This is a genomic window from Sphingobium sp. CFD-2, assembly GCF_024611135.1.
GTDB lineage: Bacteria > Pseudomonadota > Alphaproteobacteria > Sphingomonadales > Sphingomonadaceae > Sphingobium > Sphingobium fuliginis.
In genome coordinates this window covers 3,636,863-3,653,719 of sequence record NZ_CP084405.1, presented here as the reverse complement: position 1 = coordinate 3,653,719, position 16,857 = coordinate 3,636,863, and the positions used below count along the sequence as shown (strand labels likewise).

At 62.3% G+C, this 16,857-nt stretch carries 8 protein-coding genes and 1 pseudogene; 3 read left to right on the top strand and 6 right to left on the bottom strand.

Annotation, left to right across the window (positions count from 1 at the left end; all coding sequences use genetic code 11):
- Positions 1 to 20: 20 nt before the first annotated feature.
- Positions 21 to 2,891 (bottom strand): pitrilysin family protein, encoded by a 2,871-nt coding sequence (locus tag LDB29_RS18070; protein ID WP_257555181.1) that lies wholly within the window; start codon positions 2,889 to 2,891, stop codon positions 21 to 23.
- 131 nt (positions 2,892 to 3,022) lie between these two features.
- Positions 3,023 to 3,813 (bottom strand): annotated as a pseudogene (locus LDB29_RS18065) (IS5 family transposase).
- A gap of 101 nt (positions 3,814 to 3,914) precedes the next feature.
- Here LDB29_RS18065 and LDB29_RS18060 point away from each other — a divergent pair.
- From LDB29_RS18060 to LDB29_RS18050, 3 genes are all read left to right on the top strand, one after another.
- Positions 3,915 to 5,549, top strand: coding sequence for a M28 family metallopeptidase (locus LDB29_RS18060; RefSeq protein ID WP_257555180.1), 1,635 nt, complete (start codon positions 3,915 to 3,917; stop codon positions 5,547 to 5,549).
- A gap of 215 nt (positions 5,550 to 5,764) precedes the next feature.
- Positions 5,765 to 8,344, top strand: a complete 2,580-nt coding sequence (clpB, locus tag LDB29_RS18055) for an ATP-dependent chaperone ClpB (RefSeq protein WP_257557057.1) — start codon at positions 5,765 to 5,767, stop codon at positions 8,342 to 8,344.
- Between the two features lie 56 nt (positions 8,345 to 8,400).
- Entirely contained in the window at positions 8,401 to 9,144 is a 744-nt protein-coding gene (locus LDB29_RS18050) for a 2OG-Fe(II) oxygenase family protein (RefSeq protein WP_306812422.1), read from the top strand.
- A gap of 8 nt (positions 9,145 to 9,152) precedes the next feature.
- On the opposite strand, the gene LDB29_RS18045 is transcribed toward LDB29_RS18050, so the two are convergent.
- From LDB29_RS18045 to LDB29_RS18030, 4 genes are all read right to left on the bottom strand, one after another.
- The gene (locus tag LDB29_RS18045; RefSeq protein ID WP_257555177.1) at positions 9,153 to 10,157 is read right to left on the bottom strand and encodes a hypothetical protein; all 1,005 of its coding nucleotides are present in this window, start codon (positions 10,155 to 10,157) and stop codon (positions 9,153 to 9,155) included.
- A gap of 66 nt (positions 10,158 to 10,223) precedes the next feature.
- Complete coding sequence (locus LDB29_RS18040) at positions 10,224 to 13,082, bottom strand: TonB-dependent siderophore receptor (RefSeq protein WP_257555175.1); 2,859 nt, start codon at positions 13,080 to 13,082, stop codon at positions 10,224 to 10,226.
- A gap of 330 nt (positions 13,083 to 13,412) precedes the next feature.
- Positions 13,413 to 13,676: a hypothetical protein gene (locus LDB29_RS18035; RefSeq protein WP_052628080.1), complete on the bottom strand. Its 264-nt coding sequence runs from the start codon at positions 13,674 to 13,676 to the stop codon at positions 13,413 to 13,415.
- Positions 13,677 to 13,746: 70 nt separating this feature from the next.
- Positions 13,747 to 16,761, bottom strand: coding sequence for a TonB-dependent receptor domain-containing protein (locus LDB29_RS18030; RefSeq protein WP_257555173.1), 3,015 nt, complete (start codon positions 16,759 to 16,761; stop codon positions 13,747 to 13,749).
- Positions 16,762 to 16,857: the final 96 nt, after the last annotated feature.

Below are 16,857 nucleotides of genomic sequence, written 5' to 3'. Positions count from 1 at the left end.
ACTTCTCCTTTACGTAACCGTCAATCGGCCAATGTGCCCATTTCCACCGGAAGGCCGACGACGTCAAGCTGCGGTTTCACCAGTTTCGCGTCGCCCACGACCACCCAGATCAGCCGGTCGGGATTGATCGCATCCCGCGCCGCCTTGTCGAGATCGGCAGCCGTCATCGCGCGGTACACGCCCGGTAGCGTCTCATAATAATCGTCCGGCCGCCCGAGCATCCGGTTGCGCATCATCGCGCCGAGCAGGTCGGACGAGGTTTCGAAACTGCCGGGCAGCGACAGGATCTGGCTGTTGATCGTCTGGTTGCGTTCCGCCTCCGTCGTGCCCTTGGCGGTCAGGAAGTCGCTGATGTCCTTCCGCGCGGCGACGATGGACTCTCCGGTCTTGTCGGTCTGGACCGGGGCATAGACCAGCAGCGGGATCGTATCCTTGACGCCGGGCAGCGCGCTGCCTGCATAATAGGCCCAGCCCTTGGTCTCTCGCAGGTCCATGATCAGGCGGGAGGTCGAGCTGCCGCCCAGCACCTCATTGGCGGTCAGCAGCGTCACCGGATTGTCCGTGCCCGCCTTGTTGGTGAGCAGCCCGGCGAGGATCATCGACTGCGGGCTTTGCGGCTTGTCGACCAGGATGATGCGCGAAGGGCGCATCATGCGGTCCATGCGGAACAGCTTGGCGCCCTTGGCCGCCTTGGGCGCCTTCCAGTCCCCGAAGCGCTTTTCCAGCAGCGGCATCACGTCGGCCAGCGTGGTGTCGCCGGTGACGAAGATCGTCGCATTGTCGGGCCGCATCCATTTGTCGTGGAAGGCGACGAGATCGGCCCGCGTCACCGCCTTGACGCCGCTTTCCGTGCCCGATCCGGTGAAGGGAATGCCATAGGGATGCGCCTGCCCATAGAGAAGCGGCGGCAGCAGGCGTTGCGCGATCGGCATGGGTTCGGTCTTTTCCGCCGCGATCCGGGTCAGCACCTGGCCGCGCAGGCGTTCGACCTCCGCCGGCGCGAAGGCCGGGTTGCGGATCACGTCCGCCAGCAGGCCCAGCGAGGCGTCCAGATTGGGCTTGAGCGCATAGAGGCCGACATTGGTCGCGTCCATGCCATTGCCCGCGCTGATCGAGGCGCCCAGCCGTTCCTGCTCCTCCGCGATCTGCACGGAGCTGCGCGTCGTCGTGCCTTCGTCCAGCAGCGCCGTGGTCAGGCCCGCCGTGCCCAGCTTCGCCTTGTCGTCGGCCGCATTGCCCGCATCGAAGGACACCGACACCCGCACCACCGGCACCGTTGCTCGGCGCGCGAAGACGATGGGAATGCCGTTCTTGAGCGTCGCATGCTCGACCGCCGGGAATTCCAGGTCCTTGACCGGCTCGATCCCCGGCTCAGCGATTTTTGTGGGCGGCGGCGGGGTCGCCGCGACCGGCGCGGGCTTCTTGGGATCGCGGAAATAGGCCGGATGATGGGTCGCGTTGCCCGCCAGCGCATTGTCCTCGGCCGACCGCTCGCCCGGAGCCACGGTCAGGCGGAACACCGGGCGGGACAACCATTTGCGCGCCGCCTCGCTCACCGATTGGGGCGTCGCGGCGGCGGCGGCGGCCAGATCCTTCTTATATTTGGCCGGATCGCCCGAATAGACGGCGCCCTCGGCCAGCGTCACCGCCTTGCCGCTGAAGCCGCCGACCTTCTCCAGCCCGCCGATGGTGCCCGAAAGCTGCTGCGTCGCGGCGCGCTGCACCTCGTCCGCCGTCGGCCCCTTGGCGAGATAGTCGGCCAGAAGCTGGTCGAGCCGCTTGCCCACCGCCACCGGGTCCTGTCCCGGCTTCACGTCCACGGTGATCTCCGCGATGGAGAGCTTCTCGAAGGGCTGGATGCTGGCCTTCACGCCCACGGCGACCTTCTCGTCCCGCACGAGGATATTGTCGAGCCGCGAGGATTTGAGGCCGCCGAACACAGCCATCGCCAGGTTGAGCGGCGTCAGGTCGTCCGAATTCACCCCCGGCACGATCCAGTTGCGATAGAGCCGGGTGGCGGCGACATTGTCGTGCATCACCTTCTCGACATCCTTGTCGAGCGTCGGGACGGCCGCATCCACATCCTTGGGCGCGGGACCGGCGGGGATATTGCCGAACCACTTCTCGACCTTGGCCTTCGCCGTCGGCACGTCGATGTCGCCCGCCAGCACCAGCACGGCGTTGTTCGGACCATAATGGGTCTTGAACCATGTCTGCACATCGGCAAGGCTGGCGGCGTTCAGGTCCGCCATCGAACCGATGGTGGAGTGGCGGTAGGGATGCCCCTCCGGCAGCATGGCGGCGAGCTGCGCATATTCGACCAGCCCATAGGGCTCATTCTCGCCCATGCGCTTTTCATTCTGCACGACGCCGCGCTGGGTATCGAGCTTGGTCTGGGTGACGGCGCCCAGCAGATGGCCCATGCGGTCGGATTCCAGGAACAGCGCCCGGTCCAGCGCGCCGGTCGGCACCGTCTCGAAATAATTGGTGCGGTCGAACCAGGTCGTGCCGTTCCAGTCGGTGGCGCCGATGTCCTCCAGCCGCCCGAAGAAAGGCCCGTCGGCATTTTCGGAGCCGTAGAACATCAGATGTTCGAACAGATGGGCGAAGCCGGTCTTGCCCGCCGGTTCGAAGCGCGAGCCGACATGATACCAGATGGACACGCCCACGACCGGCGCCTTGCGGTCGGTGTGGACAATGACGCGCAGCCCGTTCTTCAGCGTGAACTGCTCATAGGGAATGTTCACCGCCGCGACCAGGCTGGAAAGCGGCGCGGGCGCGCTCGCCGCCTGGGACGCCGGAGCAGCCGCCGCCTGCATCATGGGCACGAACGCGAGCGAGGACAGGCCGAGCATCAGGGCCATCCGGCGGGAAATGGGGGAGAAGGTCATCGGCGCCTCATGATGGTCAGTGGATCGGCGGGCAGCATAGCGGGGCGTTTTAGCTGTGCAATACGCATGTGGGAGAGGCGCCTCATCCTCCGGCAAGGGCGAGAGGCCGCTGGACAGACGAAACCAGCGCGCTAGGTTTCGTGGACAAAGGGTATCCATTGCAGGGCTGAGACGAGATTGACGAAGCCGAGGTAGGACTCTTTGGTTTTGTCGTATCGAGTTGCGATACGCCGCCAGTTCTTGAGTTTGTTGAAGAGGCGTTCGACAAGATTGCGCCAACGGTATTTTTCGCGATCGTGTGGGATTGGATCGCGCCGATTGCTTTTGGCGGGAATGACAGCCTCAACGTCAGCATTGGCCAATTCCTCGCGGATGGCATCTGCATCGTAGCCCTTGTCCGCCAACAATGCCTCGATCTTATGAGCAATCAAACGGAACAGCGGGCCAAAGCCTTGGATATCGTGGCTCTGGCCCGGCGTCAGGACAAAGCCGAGCGGTCGGCCTTTGGCATCGCAGCGGGCGTGGAGCTTTGTGCTGAATCCGCCTCGCGATCGGCCAAGCGCCTCGGTTTCCTGAGTCCCTTTTTTATGCCGACGGCACAATGATGTGCTCGGACCACGGTGCTGTCGATCATGTCCGCAGTGGCATCACGAGCCACCATTTCGCCCAGTGTCTCGAGCATCGCCTCGAACACCCCGGTCGTAACCCAGCGCCGGTAGCGGCGGAAAACGCTGTTCCACTTGCCATATTCATCCGGCAAGTGGCGCCATTGCGAACCTGTGCGGGCGATCCACATCATGCCTTCGAAATACAGCCGGTTGTCCTGTGCTGGACGACAGCCACGACCACGCTCAGATGGCAGTAATGTGCCGATGATCCCCCACTCGTCCTCCGTCAGCCCAATACGCTCGCCCAACGCCACCTCCAAAAGGCAGCCTTGAATCAACGCCCGATCCTGCTGTCAACCTTTGTCCACGAAACCTAGGTTTCCCTTCCAACCATAAACAGAGGTTTTCGCACCCGATGCGCCTTCGGTCCTTCGCCTTCGCTTCCACCTTCGCCCTTGCCCTCGCCACCCCCGGCCCAGCACCCGCCGGAACCGCACCCGCCATCAGTGCGGAGGCCATTCGGGCCGACATCGGCTTCCTGGCCGACGACCTGCTGGAGGGGCGCGACGCGGGCACGCGCGGCTATGACATCGCCGCCCGCTATGTCGCCGCGCGGTTCGAGACACTGGGCCTGCGGCAGGCGGTTGCCGATAGCTGGTATCAGCCCGTGACGCTTGCCGTGGCGCGGCTCGACAAGGGGGCCGCCCCGTCGATGGACATTGGCGGCAGGCGCTTCGCCAATGGCGACGATGTCGCTGTCGGCGCCTTCGGCCGGGAGCCGCGGCAAAGCATCGAGGCGCAGGCGGTGTTCGTCGGCTATGGCCTGAAATCCGGGCGCGAGAAGATCGACGACTATGCCGGTCTCGACCTGCGCGGCAAGTTCGCGGTGGCGCTGTCCGGCTCGCCCGTCGGCATGCCGAGCGAGATCGGCGCGCACCTGGCCGCCGAAAAGGCGCTGGCGGCGCAGCAGGCCGGGGCCATCGGCCTCATCACCATTCCCACCACCGGCTATCTGCGCCGCACCCCCTGGGAGAAGCTGCGCGACCGGGCGCAGCATCCGACGGTGAGCTGGCTGGAAAAAGACGGCCAGCCCTATGTCCGCACCCCCGGGATCCGCGGCACCGGCACAGTGACCGGCGCCGCCGCCGACGCGCTGCTCGCCGGATCGGGCAGGAGCCTGGCCGCGATCCGTGCCGAGGCGGAGAAGAAGGGCGTCCGCCCCAAGGGCTTCGCGCTGAAGCCCGGCATCCGCATCGACCGCGCCAGCACCGTCGAGACCGCGCCCAGCCGCAATGTGCTGGCGGTGCTGCCCGGTTCCGACCCGGCGCTGGCCCGGGAATATGTGCTGCTGATGGCGCATCTCGACCATCTGGGGGTCAAGGAAGACGGCAAGGGGCCGGACAGGGTCTATAATGGCGCGATGGACAATGCGTCGGGCGTGGCGACCCTGCTGGCGGTGGCCAAGGCCTTTGCGGAGAGTGGGGAGCGGCCGAAACGCTCCATCCTGTTCGCGGCGGTGACGGCGGAGGAAGACGGGCTGCTGGGGTCGCAATATCTGGCGCGGAACCCCGTCCTGCCGGCGGGGGGCAAGCTGGTCGGGGTGGTCAATCTCGACATGCCGATCCTGACCTATGATTTTCAGGACGTGATCGCCTTCGGCGCCGATCATTCGACCCTGGGACCGATTGTCGAGAAAGCGGCGAAGGCCGAGGGCGTTTCGCTCTCGCCCGATCCCCTGCCGGCCGAAGGGCTGTTCACCCGGTCCGACCATTATCGCTTCGTGCAGGAGGGGGTGCCGGCGGTGTTCCTGATGACCGGTTTCGCCGGGCCGGGGAAAGAGGCGTTCGAACATTTCCTCAAGACCGACTATCACCAGCTTTCCGACCAGATGAGCCTGCCCTTCAACTGGGGCGCGGCGGCCAAGTTCGCCAAGGTGAACTATGCCATCGCGCGGGAGATCGCGGACGAGCCGCAGGCGCCGCTCTGGTACAAGGGGGATTTCTTCGGGGACGCCTTTGCGCCGGATGCGCCAAAAGCGGTGAAGCGATAGGGAACATGTGTTCCCCGCCCGAGGTTTAACGCAGCGTGCTCCCGCGACCCGAAGGTCGGCCTGAGCCAATGCAGGAGTCCAGTTCTGACGGCGGGACCGGCTTCCCGCCTTCATAAGGAACACGGTGCGCCAGGACGTAAGGATATTTGCGTAGAGCCTCTTGTGTTGCTTTTATGCAACATTACATCGTGACAAGCTTCACGAAGGGGAACATGATGAACCTCGAAAAATTCACTGACCGCGCCAAGGGCTTCCTCCAGTCGGCGCAGACCGTCGCGATCCGGATGAGCCATCAGCGCATCGGCCCGGAGCATCTGCTGAAGGCGTTGCTGGAGGATCAGCAGGGCATGGCGTCCGGCCTGATCAAGGCAGCGGGCGGCGACGCCGGCGTGGCGCTGCGCGAAACCGATGCAGCGCTGGCCAAGGTGCCTGCCGTGTCCGGCAGCGGCGCGCAGCAGACCCCCGGCCTGGACAATGATGTCGTGCGCGTGCTGGACAGTGCCGAACAGATCGCGACCAAGGCGGGGGACAGCTTCGTCACCGTCGAGCGGCTGTTGCTGGCCCTCACCCTCGCCACCACCACGGCGGCCGGCAAGGCTTTGGCGGCGGCTGGTGTGAAGGCGGAGGCGCTGAATGCCGCGATCAACAATCTGCGCGGGGGGCGCACCGCCGACACGGCGGGCGCGGAGGATCGCTACGATGCGCTCAAGAAATTCGCCCGCGACCTGACCGAAGCGGCGCGCGAGGGCAAGCTGGACCCCGTGATCGGCCGTGACGAGGAAATCCGGCGGACGATCCAGATCCTGGCCCGCCGCACCAAGAACAATCCCGTCCTCATCGGCGATCCCGGCGTCGGCAAGACCGCCATTGCCGAGGGGCTGGCGCTGCGCATCGCCAATGGCGACGTGCCCGATACGCTGAAGGACCGCACGCTGATGGCGCTCGACATGGGCAGCCTGATCGCGGGCGCCAAATATCGCGGCGAGTTCGAGGAGCGGCTGAAAGGCGTGCTGGACGAGGTGAAGGGCGCGGAGGGGCAGATCGTCCTCTTCATCGACGAGATGCACACGCTGATCGGCGCGGGCAAGTCCGAGGGCGCGATGGACGCGGGCAATTTGTTGAAGCCTGCCCTGGCGCGCGGCGAACTGCACTGCATCGGCGCGACCACGCTCGACGAATATCGCAAATATGTCGAGAAGGACCCCGCGTTGCAGCGGCGGTTCCAGCCTGTCTTCGTGGGCGAGCCGACGGTGGAGGACACCATCTCCATCCTGCGGGGCCTGAAGGAGAAATACGAACTCCACCATGGCGTGCGGATCACCGACGGCGCGATCGTGTCGGCGGCGACTCTCTCCAACCGCTACATCACCGACCGTTTCCTGCCGGACAAGGCCATCGACCTGATGGACGAGGCGGCGTCGCGCCTGCGCATGGAGGTGGAGAGCAAGCCGGAGGAGATCGAGACGCTCGACCGGCGGATCATCCAGCTCAAGATCGAGCGGGAGGCGCTGAAGAAGGAGACCGACAAGGCTTCGCAGGATCGCTTGGCGGCGCTGGAAGAAGACCTCGCCAATCTGGAGCAGCAGTCGGCCGAACTCACCCAGCGCTGGCAGGCGGAGAAGGACAAGATCGCGGGCGAAAGCAAGCTGAAGGAGCAGTTGGACGCTGCCCGCGTCGAACTGGACCAGGCGCAGCGCGCGGGCGACCTCGCCAAGGCGGGCGAGCTGGCCTATGGCCGCATTCCGGAGCTGGAGCGCAAGCTGGCCGAGGCCCAGAACGTCACGCAGGGCGCGATGCTGCGCGAGGAAGTGACGAGCGAGGACATCGCTTCGGTCGTCAGCCGCTGGACCGGCATCCCCGTCGACAGGATGATGGAGGGCGAGCGCGAGAAGCTGCTCGCCATGGAAGAGGAACTGGGCAAGCGCGTCATCGGCCAGGCCGATGCGGTCAAGGCCGTGTCGACCGCGGTGCGCCGTTCGCGGGCGGGTTTGCAGGACCCGAACCGGCCGCTGGGATCGTTCCTGTTCCTGGGGCCCACGGGCGTGGGCAAGACGGAGCTGACCAAGGCGCTCGCCGGATTCCTGTTCGACGACGACAGCGCGATGGTGCGCATCGACATGAGCGAGTTCATGGAGAAGCACTCGGTCGCCCGGCTGATCGGCGCGCCTCCGGGCTATGTCGGCTATGAGGAAGGCGGCGTGCTGACCGAAGCCGTGCGTCGCCGGCCCTATCAGGTCGTGCTGTTCGACGAGGTGGAGAAGGCGCACAGCGATGTGTTCAACGTGCTGCTCCAGGTGCTGGATGACGGCCGCCTGACCGATGGTCAGGGCCGGACGGTGGACTTCACCAATACGATCATCGTACTGACGTCGAACCTTGGCAGCCAGTTCATCGCCAGCCTGGCCGATGACGAGCCGGTCGAAAAGGTCGAGGATCAGGTGATGGACATCGTCCGCGCGCATTTCCGGCCGGAATTCCTGAACCGGCTGGACGAGGTGATCCTGTTCCACCGCCTGGGCGCCACCCATATGGCGCCGATCGTGGATATTCAGGTGGCGCGGATCGGCAAGCTGCTGAAGGACCGGAAGGTGAAACTCGACCTGACCGACGGCGCACGGGCATGGCTGGGCCGGGTGGGTTATGATCCGGTCTATGGCGCAAGGCCGCTGAAGCGCGCGGTGCAGCGCTATTTGCAGGACCCGCTGGCCGACCTGATCCTGCGCGGCGAAGTGCCGGATGGCGCGACCGTGAGGGTGGATGAAGGGGATGGGGCGTTGAGGTTGAGTGTGGGCTGACGCGGGAGCCAAAGAGGGGCGTTTCCCGGACGGGAAAATCGTTATAGTCCGTCCATATGGAACGCCCTTCATTCCCCATGTTCAAGTTGAATCCGGACCTGGACGAAGCGATTTTGCGAGAGCATTTTGCATGCGAGGGCCGCGTGCAAATCGCCGATTTCCTTGAAGCCCCTCAGGCTCTGGCATTGCGCGCCAGTCTGAGCGAACGCTCCGATTGGCGCCATGTCATCAACGGCGAAAGCCAGGTCTTCGAAATCGCTGCCGATCAGTTCGATGCTTTGCCGGACGAGACGCGCAAGACCTTGGAACAGGCCATGTTCGCCAAGGCCAGTCATGGTTTTCAGTTCCAGTTCGACACCATCCGCGTGCCGGATGAAAAATCGAAGAGGCAAGCGGCCAGCGAGCATCTCGCGGCTTTTGCAACCTTCATGAGTTCTCAGGAGGTCCTGGAATTCATCGCGGCGATCACAGGAGAAAAGGGGATCGGCTTTGCCGATGCGCAGGCCACCCGCTATCGGCCGGGAGACTTCCTGACGCGGCATGATGATGCCGTCGCCGGCAAGAATAGGCGGCTGGCCTACATATTGGGGTTGACGCCGGGATGGCGACCGGATTGGGGCGGGCTATTGCTGTTCCATGGCGCGGGCGAGAATGTCACCGACATATTCGTTCCTCACTTCAACAGACTGAGCCTATTCGCCATCGGGCAACCGCACAGTGTGAGCCATGTGGCGCCCTTTGCCGGTGCCGAACGCCTTTCGGTGACAGGCTGGCTTCGGACAGGCCGGCAACCCGATTGATCCCGCATTTAGTTACCCAGAGCTTCGTTCGCCCATTGCAAGGCTGCCTCCATCCGGTCCCCGATGGCTGTTGCGGCCCGGCCGTCCGCATCCCTTTCGTCCTGCACCGAATAAGCTTGATCCGGCGCCTTGGCGTTCCGTCCGGACCAATACGCGACGGTATCTGCCAGCATCGGCTGCGGCACCGCCAGCGTTTGCATCGCCTGACGAGCAAGATGCCGTGGGTCCGTCCGCAAACCCTCCCCATGGAGAAGGCGCACCTCGTTTTGACCAGACTGCTTCATCGCTTTTTCAAAGGCGCGCTGCTGGATCGCATGCAGCACCAGCGTTAGCGCGAGCAAGCGATCCAGATCGTCGCCTTTGCGAGCCAGAGCGCCCGACACCTGACTGGCGTCGCGCGTGCCCCTGCTGGACAGATGGACCGCCGCCCGAGCCGCAAAGGCCAGCCGATCGCTGCCGCCCCGGCACACCGCCTGAAGAAAGGCCGGGCGCGTCATGGTGAGGAAAATCGCTTTCAGCGGACCGGCGGACATTATCGAGGGCAACAGATTATTGGCCCAGTTGGATGGCTTCACCACCATGATCTCGCCAGGGGACCAGGGGCGATGGAGCAGCAAACAGATATGCTGCACCAACCGGTCGCTCATTTCCGCATTGCTTTCCCTTCGGTCGAGCGCGGCGCGATAATTCGCCAGATCGGCAAATATGTTCGGCTCCCGCAGCACCCGCACATGACCAGGCGCCTCGATCAGCCGCGACAATAAAGTCGAGCCGCAAAAACCGATATGGAAGAGAAAACGGCAGGTGGGGCGGGATGGCAAAGGCTGTCGCAGCAGATCGGCAATAGGCAGGGCAAGGCTGGAACCGACGCCGATGTCCGTACGCCCGTCAATGAAGGAGGCGGCGGCGATCCTATCGGGATCACAGCGCAGGAACAGTATCTCGCCACGATCCGGATCGATCCTGTGCGGGAGCCAGGTGGGATCGTAAAGAACCGATTCGCGGTGAGTCATTCCCCCGTCATAGCGGCAATAAACCGGGCCGGGACCGCCTTAATGATCGGCCCCGGCCCTTCAGCATCAGAACTTGATCGACGCGCCGGCGAAGAACTGCCGCCCGATCACATCATAGGTATTGGGGAAGGTGCTGCCGCCGTTGGCTGACGCGCCGACCGTGTCGCCCACGATCGGAGGCTTCTTGTCGAACAAGTTCAGCACGCCCAGGCGGAACGTCACTCCATCTTCGACATTGACGCTGAGCGTCTCATCGAAATAGGAATATCCGCCGATCTTGGACCTCAGAATGTCGGTCGCGGCATCTTGCTTGACCGAACCCAGATAGCGCCAGCGGCTGTTCAGCGTGAAGCCCTTGAAGCCGAGGTTCAGGTCCAGAACATGCTTCCATTCCGGCAGCGGCTCCATGTCGCATGCACCGCCGAAAGTACCCGCGCATTCATAAACGGGGGAAGTCGGATCGCTCTGCTTCTTGAACGAAAAGACGTAGGTGCCAGCGAAGTTGATGCTGTAATTGAAGCCTTCCGACGAACCGCCGCGATAGCTGGCGGTGATGTCCAGCCCCTCCGTCTTGATGCCGGCGACGTTGCCCAGCTGCGATGGCACGCCAATGGTCGTGTCGCCGCTGAGTCCACCTGTTACCGGATTGCGCACGATGCCGGCACAAGCGGCGCTGTTGGGGTCCTTATCGATATTATAGCATTGGTTCATCGTCACGAAGACGGGCGTGTCATCGACCGCATCCTTTATCTTGATGCGGTAATAATCGAGCGAGAAGGTGAAATTCCGCAGAGACGGCGGGTTTACCACCAGGCCGAGCGTGACCGTATCGGCCTTTTCCTCATGCAGATTCTGATTTCCGCCAGTGAAGATGTTGACCTGACCCGAAATCGGCTGCGCAATCGCGCCCACGGTCGGAGCCCCCTGCGCGATACAGATGGCAGCGATGTCGGCAGGCACATTGCTGCCCGCACAAGGATCGACCTGAAGGCTGCCGGTGGCTGCCACGACGGGAGAGTATAGTTCATAGAGATTAGGGGCGCGAACGGCGCGCTGATAGATGCCGCGCAAACGCACGCCATTGATCGGCGCATAGTCGCCGCCGAACTTGTAGGTATGAACCGACCCGACGGTCGAGTAATCGGAATAACGGTACCCGCCCTCCACATTCAGCGCGTAGATGCCCGGCCGTTCCTGAACCAGCGGCATTTTCAGTTCCGCATAAAGTTCCTTGACGTCATATTTGCCGGAAATGTTCTGACCCTGACCATAATAGATGAGATCGCCCGACGCATAGAGCGGATCGACCTTGGTCGTGCCCTTTTCCCGGCGATATTCCGCACCGATCGAGAAAGCCGCCGGGCCGTCGGCCCAGGGGCTCTTCAGAAAACCGATGTCACCCGCCAGGCTGCCGCCCGCGATGAACTGGGTTGTCTTGGTATTTTCCGTCGCGTTACGCAGAACGAAGGCGAGCTGCTGCTGTGTCACCGGCGTCGTGGTGAAGATGTTGAGCGGCACGCAGCCATTGGACGGATCGAAGCATTGCGGGCCGTTGGGCCCCTGGACCACGTCCAGCGCTTGCTGCAGAGCCGTATAGGACAGGTCGTTACGCAGCACGGTGTCGCGCTTCGATTGCCCGTATTGCGCGAAGAGATCATAGTTCAGCCCATCGCCGATCTGCCCCCGCAGACCACCCACAAACTGGAAATTGTTCGTGGTGTAGGTGCTCAAACGGCCGCCGGTTTCGACCATGCGGCGGCGGATGCCGATGTTGGACGTTCCCGCACGCGCCGTGGGATCTTCAGCGACATCCGATCCATCGTTGATCTGCAGGAAGGGATTGGCCACCTGGTCGAAGAAGGCGGTGCGCATCGCATCCGACAGGAAGGGGTTGCTGGGATCGAGATTGAAGCCGAAACCTGCGGTCGCCGTCGGCGCCAGGTTCGTCTCGACCTTCACATGGCTGTAGCTGAAACGGCCATAAGCCTCTACGCCGTCGGTCACTTCATACCGGCCGAGCGCCATCACATTATAGCGTTCGAAGGGCAACTGGGCATAGTTGACGGGATTGAAGTTGTAGAGCTCGACATCGCTGGACAGCGAGCCATCAGGTTGGACCTGTTGCAGCCCCCCAACGGTGCCGTCCTCGTCCCCGGGAATGTCGAACAGCGTTGGGACGCCATTGCTGGAGCCGCCGGAGCTGACCAGGTCACTCGAATCCAGCGCGGTTGCGTTCCGGCGGCGAGCGCCGAAATAGACGCCGTTACGCTTTGAATAGCCGCCCGACACGACCAGATTGCCCCGATCACCCAATTTGATGCCGCCAGTCAGGCTGATATTATAGAGCGCGCCGTCGCCCCGGCTGGAAATCTGGCTGCTGCCATCGGCTGCGAGCCCTTCGAACCGATCGTCCAGAACGAAGTTGACCACGCCCGCCACGGCATCCGAGCCATAAACGGCGGATGCGCCACCGGTCAGCACATCGATCCGCTTGATCAGTGCCGTGGGGATGCTGTTGACGTCGACAGCGCCCGACGTATCGTAGAAAGGCGCACGCTTGCCATCGATCAGCACCAGCGTGCGGTTTTCCCCCAGGCCGCGAAGGTCGACCGTGGCCGAACCATCGCCCGGGTTGTTGGAAGATCCGCCGAAGCCCGCCATGAATTGGGGGTTGGACGACAGGATCTGTTCGACCGTCACGGTATTGACCTGTTTGATCTGCTCAGCGGAGAGCACAGCCACAGGACTGCTCGCTTCGAGATCCGGCCGCTGGATGCGCGATCCGGTGACAATGATCGTATCTTCTGCTTCGGGAGCCGCCGCCTGGGGTTCGCTCTGAGAGAAGGCAGGCCCTGCGACCAGTGCCATGGACAGGATCATCGGTGCCGCGCCGGAACGCAACATGCTCTTCTTAATATGGATCAAAGCTCTACCCCTTGCTTCGAGTGTCTCTGCCTCTCTCCGCCCTGTCTGGCCACTTGCGTGGCGTCGAAACGGCGCGGACGAACAAAGCCTGCTCAGCCATTTAACAAAAGTAAAGCTACGGAACTAATCTGCGATAATTTTGCTCGCCGCCATGTCGCTGAAATGCAACAGCCGCGAGCCCGTCCTGGGGGCGGCTGCAAAGGAGGAGAAGAAGCCGCTAGGCTCAGGAGGGCTTTGTCCATTGGAAGATGCTGTTGATCCCGATCAACACAGCCGTGGATATAAGGTGAATGGTGAATATCCCAGTCACGCAGCTTTTTCGTGCCGCGTTTAGTTCGGACGCCAATTCCCCGACAATGAGCGTGTGCCTGCTCGGTCCTTTTCCGCATTCGCATTCTGTTCGATCGCTTCCCACTCCGCTCGCGTATGGCAAGTGCGCTTGGGCATGAACGACCCTGTTACCGTTTCCCGGCGGCAGATTTTCTTTTCCGCGACGCTCTCCGCTGACATCGCCTGACCGGACGGTGCATCGGCTGCGAAAGTCGGCGGAGCCAGCACAGACCCGCAGATCAGAATGATGGGAAACAGCTTCATCGAAAATTCCTCCTTTACGAAAAAGGCGGCCTCGATAAGAGACCGCCTCTTCTGTTTGCATTTCGTCCGATCAGAACTTGAAGCGCGCGCCGGCCCGGAAAATCCGGCCATACACGCCTTCGCCCGCCTGAACCGAGTTGTACAGGAACGCACCATAGGTGACCGGGTCGATGTCCGGCAGGTTGTCGAACAGATTGATGACGTTCACATAGAAGTTCACCTTATCCGTGACCTTGAAGTTCGTGTTCAGGTCGAAGGTGATGTACTTGGACACATGACAGTCGCCGTAGCCAGGCGACAGACCGCAATCCTTATACTCATTCCCCTGATCCATCGCCGACAGGTCATAGCCCGACGTGTAGTTGACGGTGCCAGTCAAAGCCAGCTTGCCGAAGTCCAGCGTATTCGACCAATAGCCATGCCACTTGAACGTGCCCGAACCAGCCGTCAGGTTGAAGTTACCCAGGGTACCGACATATTTTTCGGTCGTGCCGTCGGGGAAGGTCGTGCTGAGATTGATCAGCATGGAGGCTTCCAGATTGCTCGACCACTTCACACCGCCAAAATCGTGAGTGAAGTTCGCGCCGAAGTCGATACCTTCCGACTTGATGGTGTCGGAGTTGATCAGCGTCGATTCAACGAAGGCGATACGCGGAGTCGCCGTCGGATTGTTAACGTCGGGCGCGTCGGCGATGACATTGAAGCCGGCCGGGATCGGCTGGCCGGCGTAATAAGCTGCGATAGCAGGCGCCGTCGACGGCGAGGTGATCGCTCCAGTCTTCTTGATGTTGTAATAGTCAACGGTGAATGACAGGTTGCGGATCGGCTCGAACACCGCGCCGGCCGTGAAGCTGCGCGACTTCTCTGGGTTGAGATTGGGCGAAGCCAGCGTCGTCTGACCGATAGAGTAGTTGGTCAGATAGGTCGGGCAGGATGCCGGTGTAGTGGCACAAGCCGCACCATATTGAGCGCGGAAAGCCGCCGGGATGTTGGCGGCAACCTGCGACACATAACCGGTGGTCGGCAAAGCATTGGCTTCACCGAAGGACGGGATACGGAAGCCCTTCGAATAGGTGCCGCGCAGCAGCAACTGACGAACCGGCTTCAACTTGATGCCAAATTTGGGCGAGAAGGCGCTTTGACCCGAGCTATAGTGGTCATAACGACCCGACGCTTCCAGTTCGACTTGGTCGATGACAGGAGCGACGATTTCACCGAAGGCCGACGAAACGGTGCGGCTACCCTTGGTACCAAATGCGTTGAGAGTGAAATAACGCATGGTGGGACCATTGATGTCCGAGTTGGCGCTGGGAGCGTCGACGGCTTCATGATAGATCGATCCGCCGATCGCGACCTGCAGCGGACCGCCCGGCAAATCTGCGATCGCCTTCGACATGGTGAACTGGCCCTGGTACAGGTCCGACGAGGCATTCGAGATGTTCGTTGGCGTCAGATAATCCTGAACGTCTTGGCTGTTCGCGGCCGGATTGACGAAGTTATATGACCCGTCCTTGATCACATCCAGCAGGTGCTGGATATAGACATAGCCATCCATCTTGCGACGCAGATCGGTGTGCATCGCCGTAAAATCGACCTTGTAGTCGACATCGTCGAATATCGTGCCCTGAATGCCAGCAGCAGCGCGATAGACGCGGCTGCGGGTTTCGTTGGACGTGATCGTCGTGGGAAGGCCGCCGATGATCAGCGCATTCTGGCCGGCCGTAGCAAACGGATTGTTGGGATTCAGCGTGCCGTTGGTCGCGGTGCACGGGCCAACGGTAGAACGAGCGCAGACATAGACGGGCAGCGACAGCACGAACGAGCCAGGCGCACGCACGGCGGCATTGCTCGACGTCGAGAACTGCGGATAAAAAATGCCGGTCGGCGCATTTCCGCGGATCGTCGGCGGACCACCGGTATAGCTGACGGTGGACTGTTGGAAATTGACAGACAGATATGCTTCCGACGTATCGCCAACGCGAGCTGTGATCCGTGCGGAACCGCCGAAACGCTGAATTTCGGGAGCGACGACACCATATTTGTTCACGCCGTCCTCGTTGCAGACGAGGTTTGGAATATTGGCGTTGTTGCTGGGTGCGCGGTCTGCAGCCGTCGGGGCATAGGGCGTACCGTTGAGACAACGGCCGGCCAGCAACTGATAGCGGCTGCCCGCAATTGCGGTGTTGGTGAGAGCGTCTGCTGGGCGAACATACAGGTTGCCCAGATTGTAATTACCATCGCCCTGCGCTGTCAGCGTGCCATTATTTTCCAGAACGCCGTTCGCGTCCAGACCATAGGCCTGGCCGTTATGGCCGCCGATGCCGCGCTGATCGGAAGAATTAAAGGGTGCATCAAGCTGACGATTATAAACCGCTTCCGAATGATAGTAGAAGCCGCTGATATAAGCGTTGAAACCATTGTCATCCAGATCGCCGGTGCCGGCCATCAGCGACAGGCGTTGACTGCCCCCAGCGCCATTTTCGGCAACACCTGCCTCGACCCGACCGGCAATGCCCTTGAATTCACGCTTGGTGATAATGTTAACCACGCCGGCAATGGCATCCGCGCCGTAGCTGGAGGAAGCGCCGTCCTTCAGGACTTCGACATTTTCAACGATATCGTCCTGAATGGTGTTGAGGTCGACGAAATTACGCGAACCGTCGTCCGCCAGCGGGTAATAAGCAGCGCGCAGGCCGTCGAACAGCACGAGCGTCGAGTTGGTCGACAGACCACGCAGCGAGACAGCGGATGCACCGCCAGCGAAAGCGCCGTTGGCAGTGAAGCCGTTGGTAAGGGCGGGGCCGTTATTGGAAGCCAGTTTCTGAATGCCGTCCTGCACGGTGTTGATGCCACGGCGGTCCAGTTCCTCAGTTGTGACCCGGGTCACTGGCGAGGGTGTTTCGGCGTCAGTGCGGCGAATAATGGAACCGGTAACGACGATCGTGTCACTAGACGGTTCGTCCGAGGAAGCTTGCGACGCTTGCGCGAATGCGGGTGCGGAGAAAGTCGTAAGGCCGGCGCTGACAAGAGTCAGCACCTGGAGAGCCGCGCCACCGCGCAGCCCAATCTTGGTTATGGTCTTCACTATCCAGTCCCTTGCTCTGGAGGTTCGCGGATTGCCCCGCGCGCTTTTTTGACGCGTGAAGAGAGCGAAAGGAGCCCGACAGCAAGCCCTCTTCAC

Coding starts and splice junctions, on each gene's coding strand:
- LDB29_RS18070 (WP_257555181.1), bottom strand. CDS start 2,891: ATGACCTTCTCCCCCATTTCCCGCCGGATGGCCCTGATGCTCGGCCTG.
- clpB (WP_257557057.1), top strand. CDS start 5,765: ATGAACCTCGAAAAATTCACTGACCGCGCCAAGGGCTTCCTCCAGTCG.
- LDB29_RS18035 (WP_052628080.1), bottom strand. CDS start 13,676: ATGAAGCTGTTTCCCATCATTCTGATCTGCGGGTCTGTGCTGGCTCCG.
- LDB29_RS18050 (WP_306812422.1), top strand. CDS start 8,401: ATGGAACGCCCTTCATTCCCCATGTTCAAGTTGAATCCGGACCTGGAC.
- LDB29_RS18045 (WP_257555177.1), bottom strand. CDS start 10,157: ATGACTCACCGCGAATCGGTTCTTTACGATCCCACCTGGCTCCCGCAC.
- LDB29_RS18060 (WP_257555180.1), top strand. CDS start 3,915: ATGCGCCTTCGGTCCTTCGCCTTCGCTTCCACCTTCGCCCTTGCCCTC.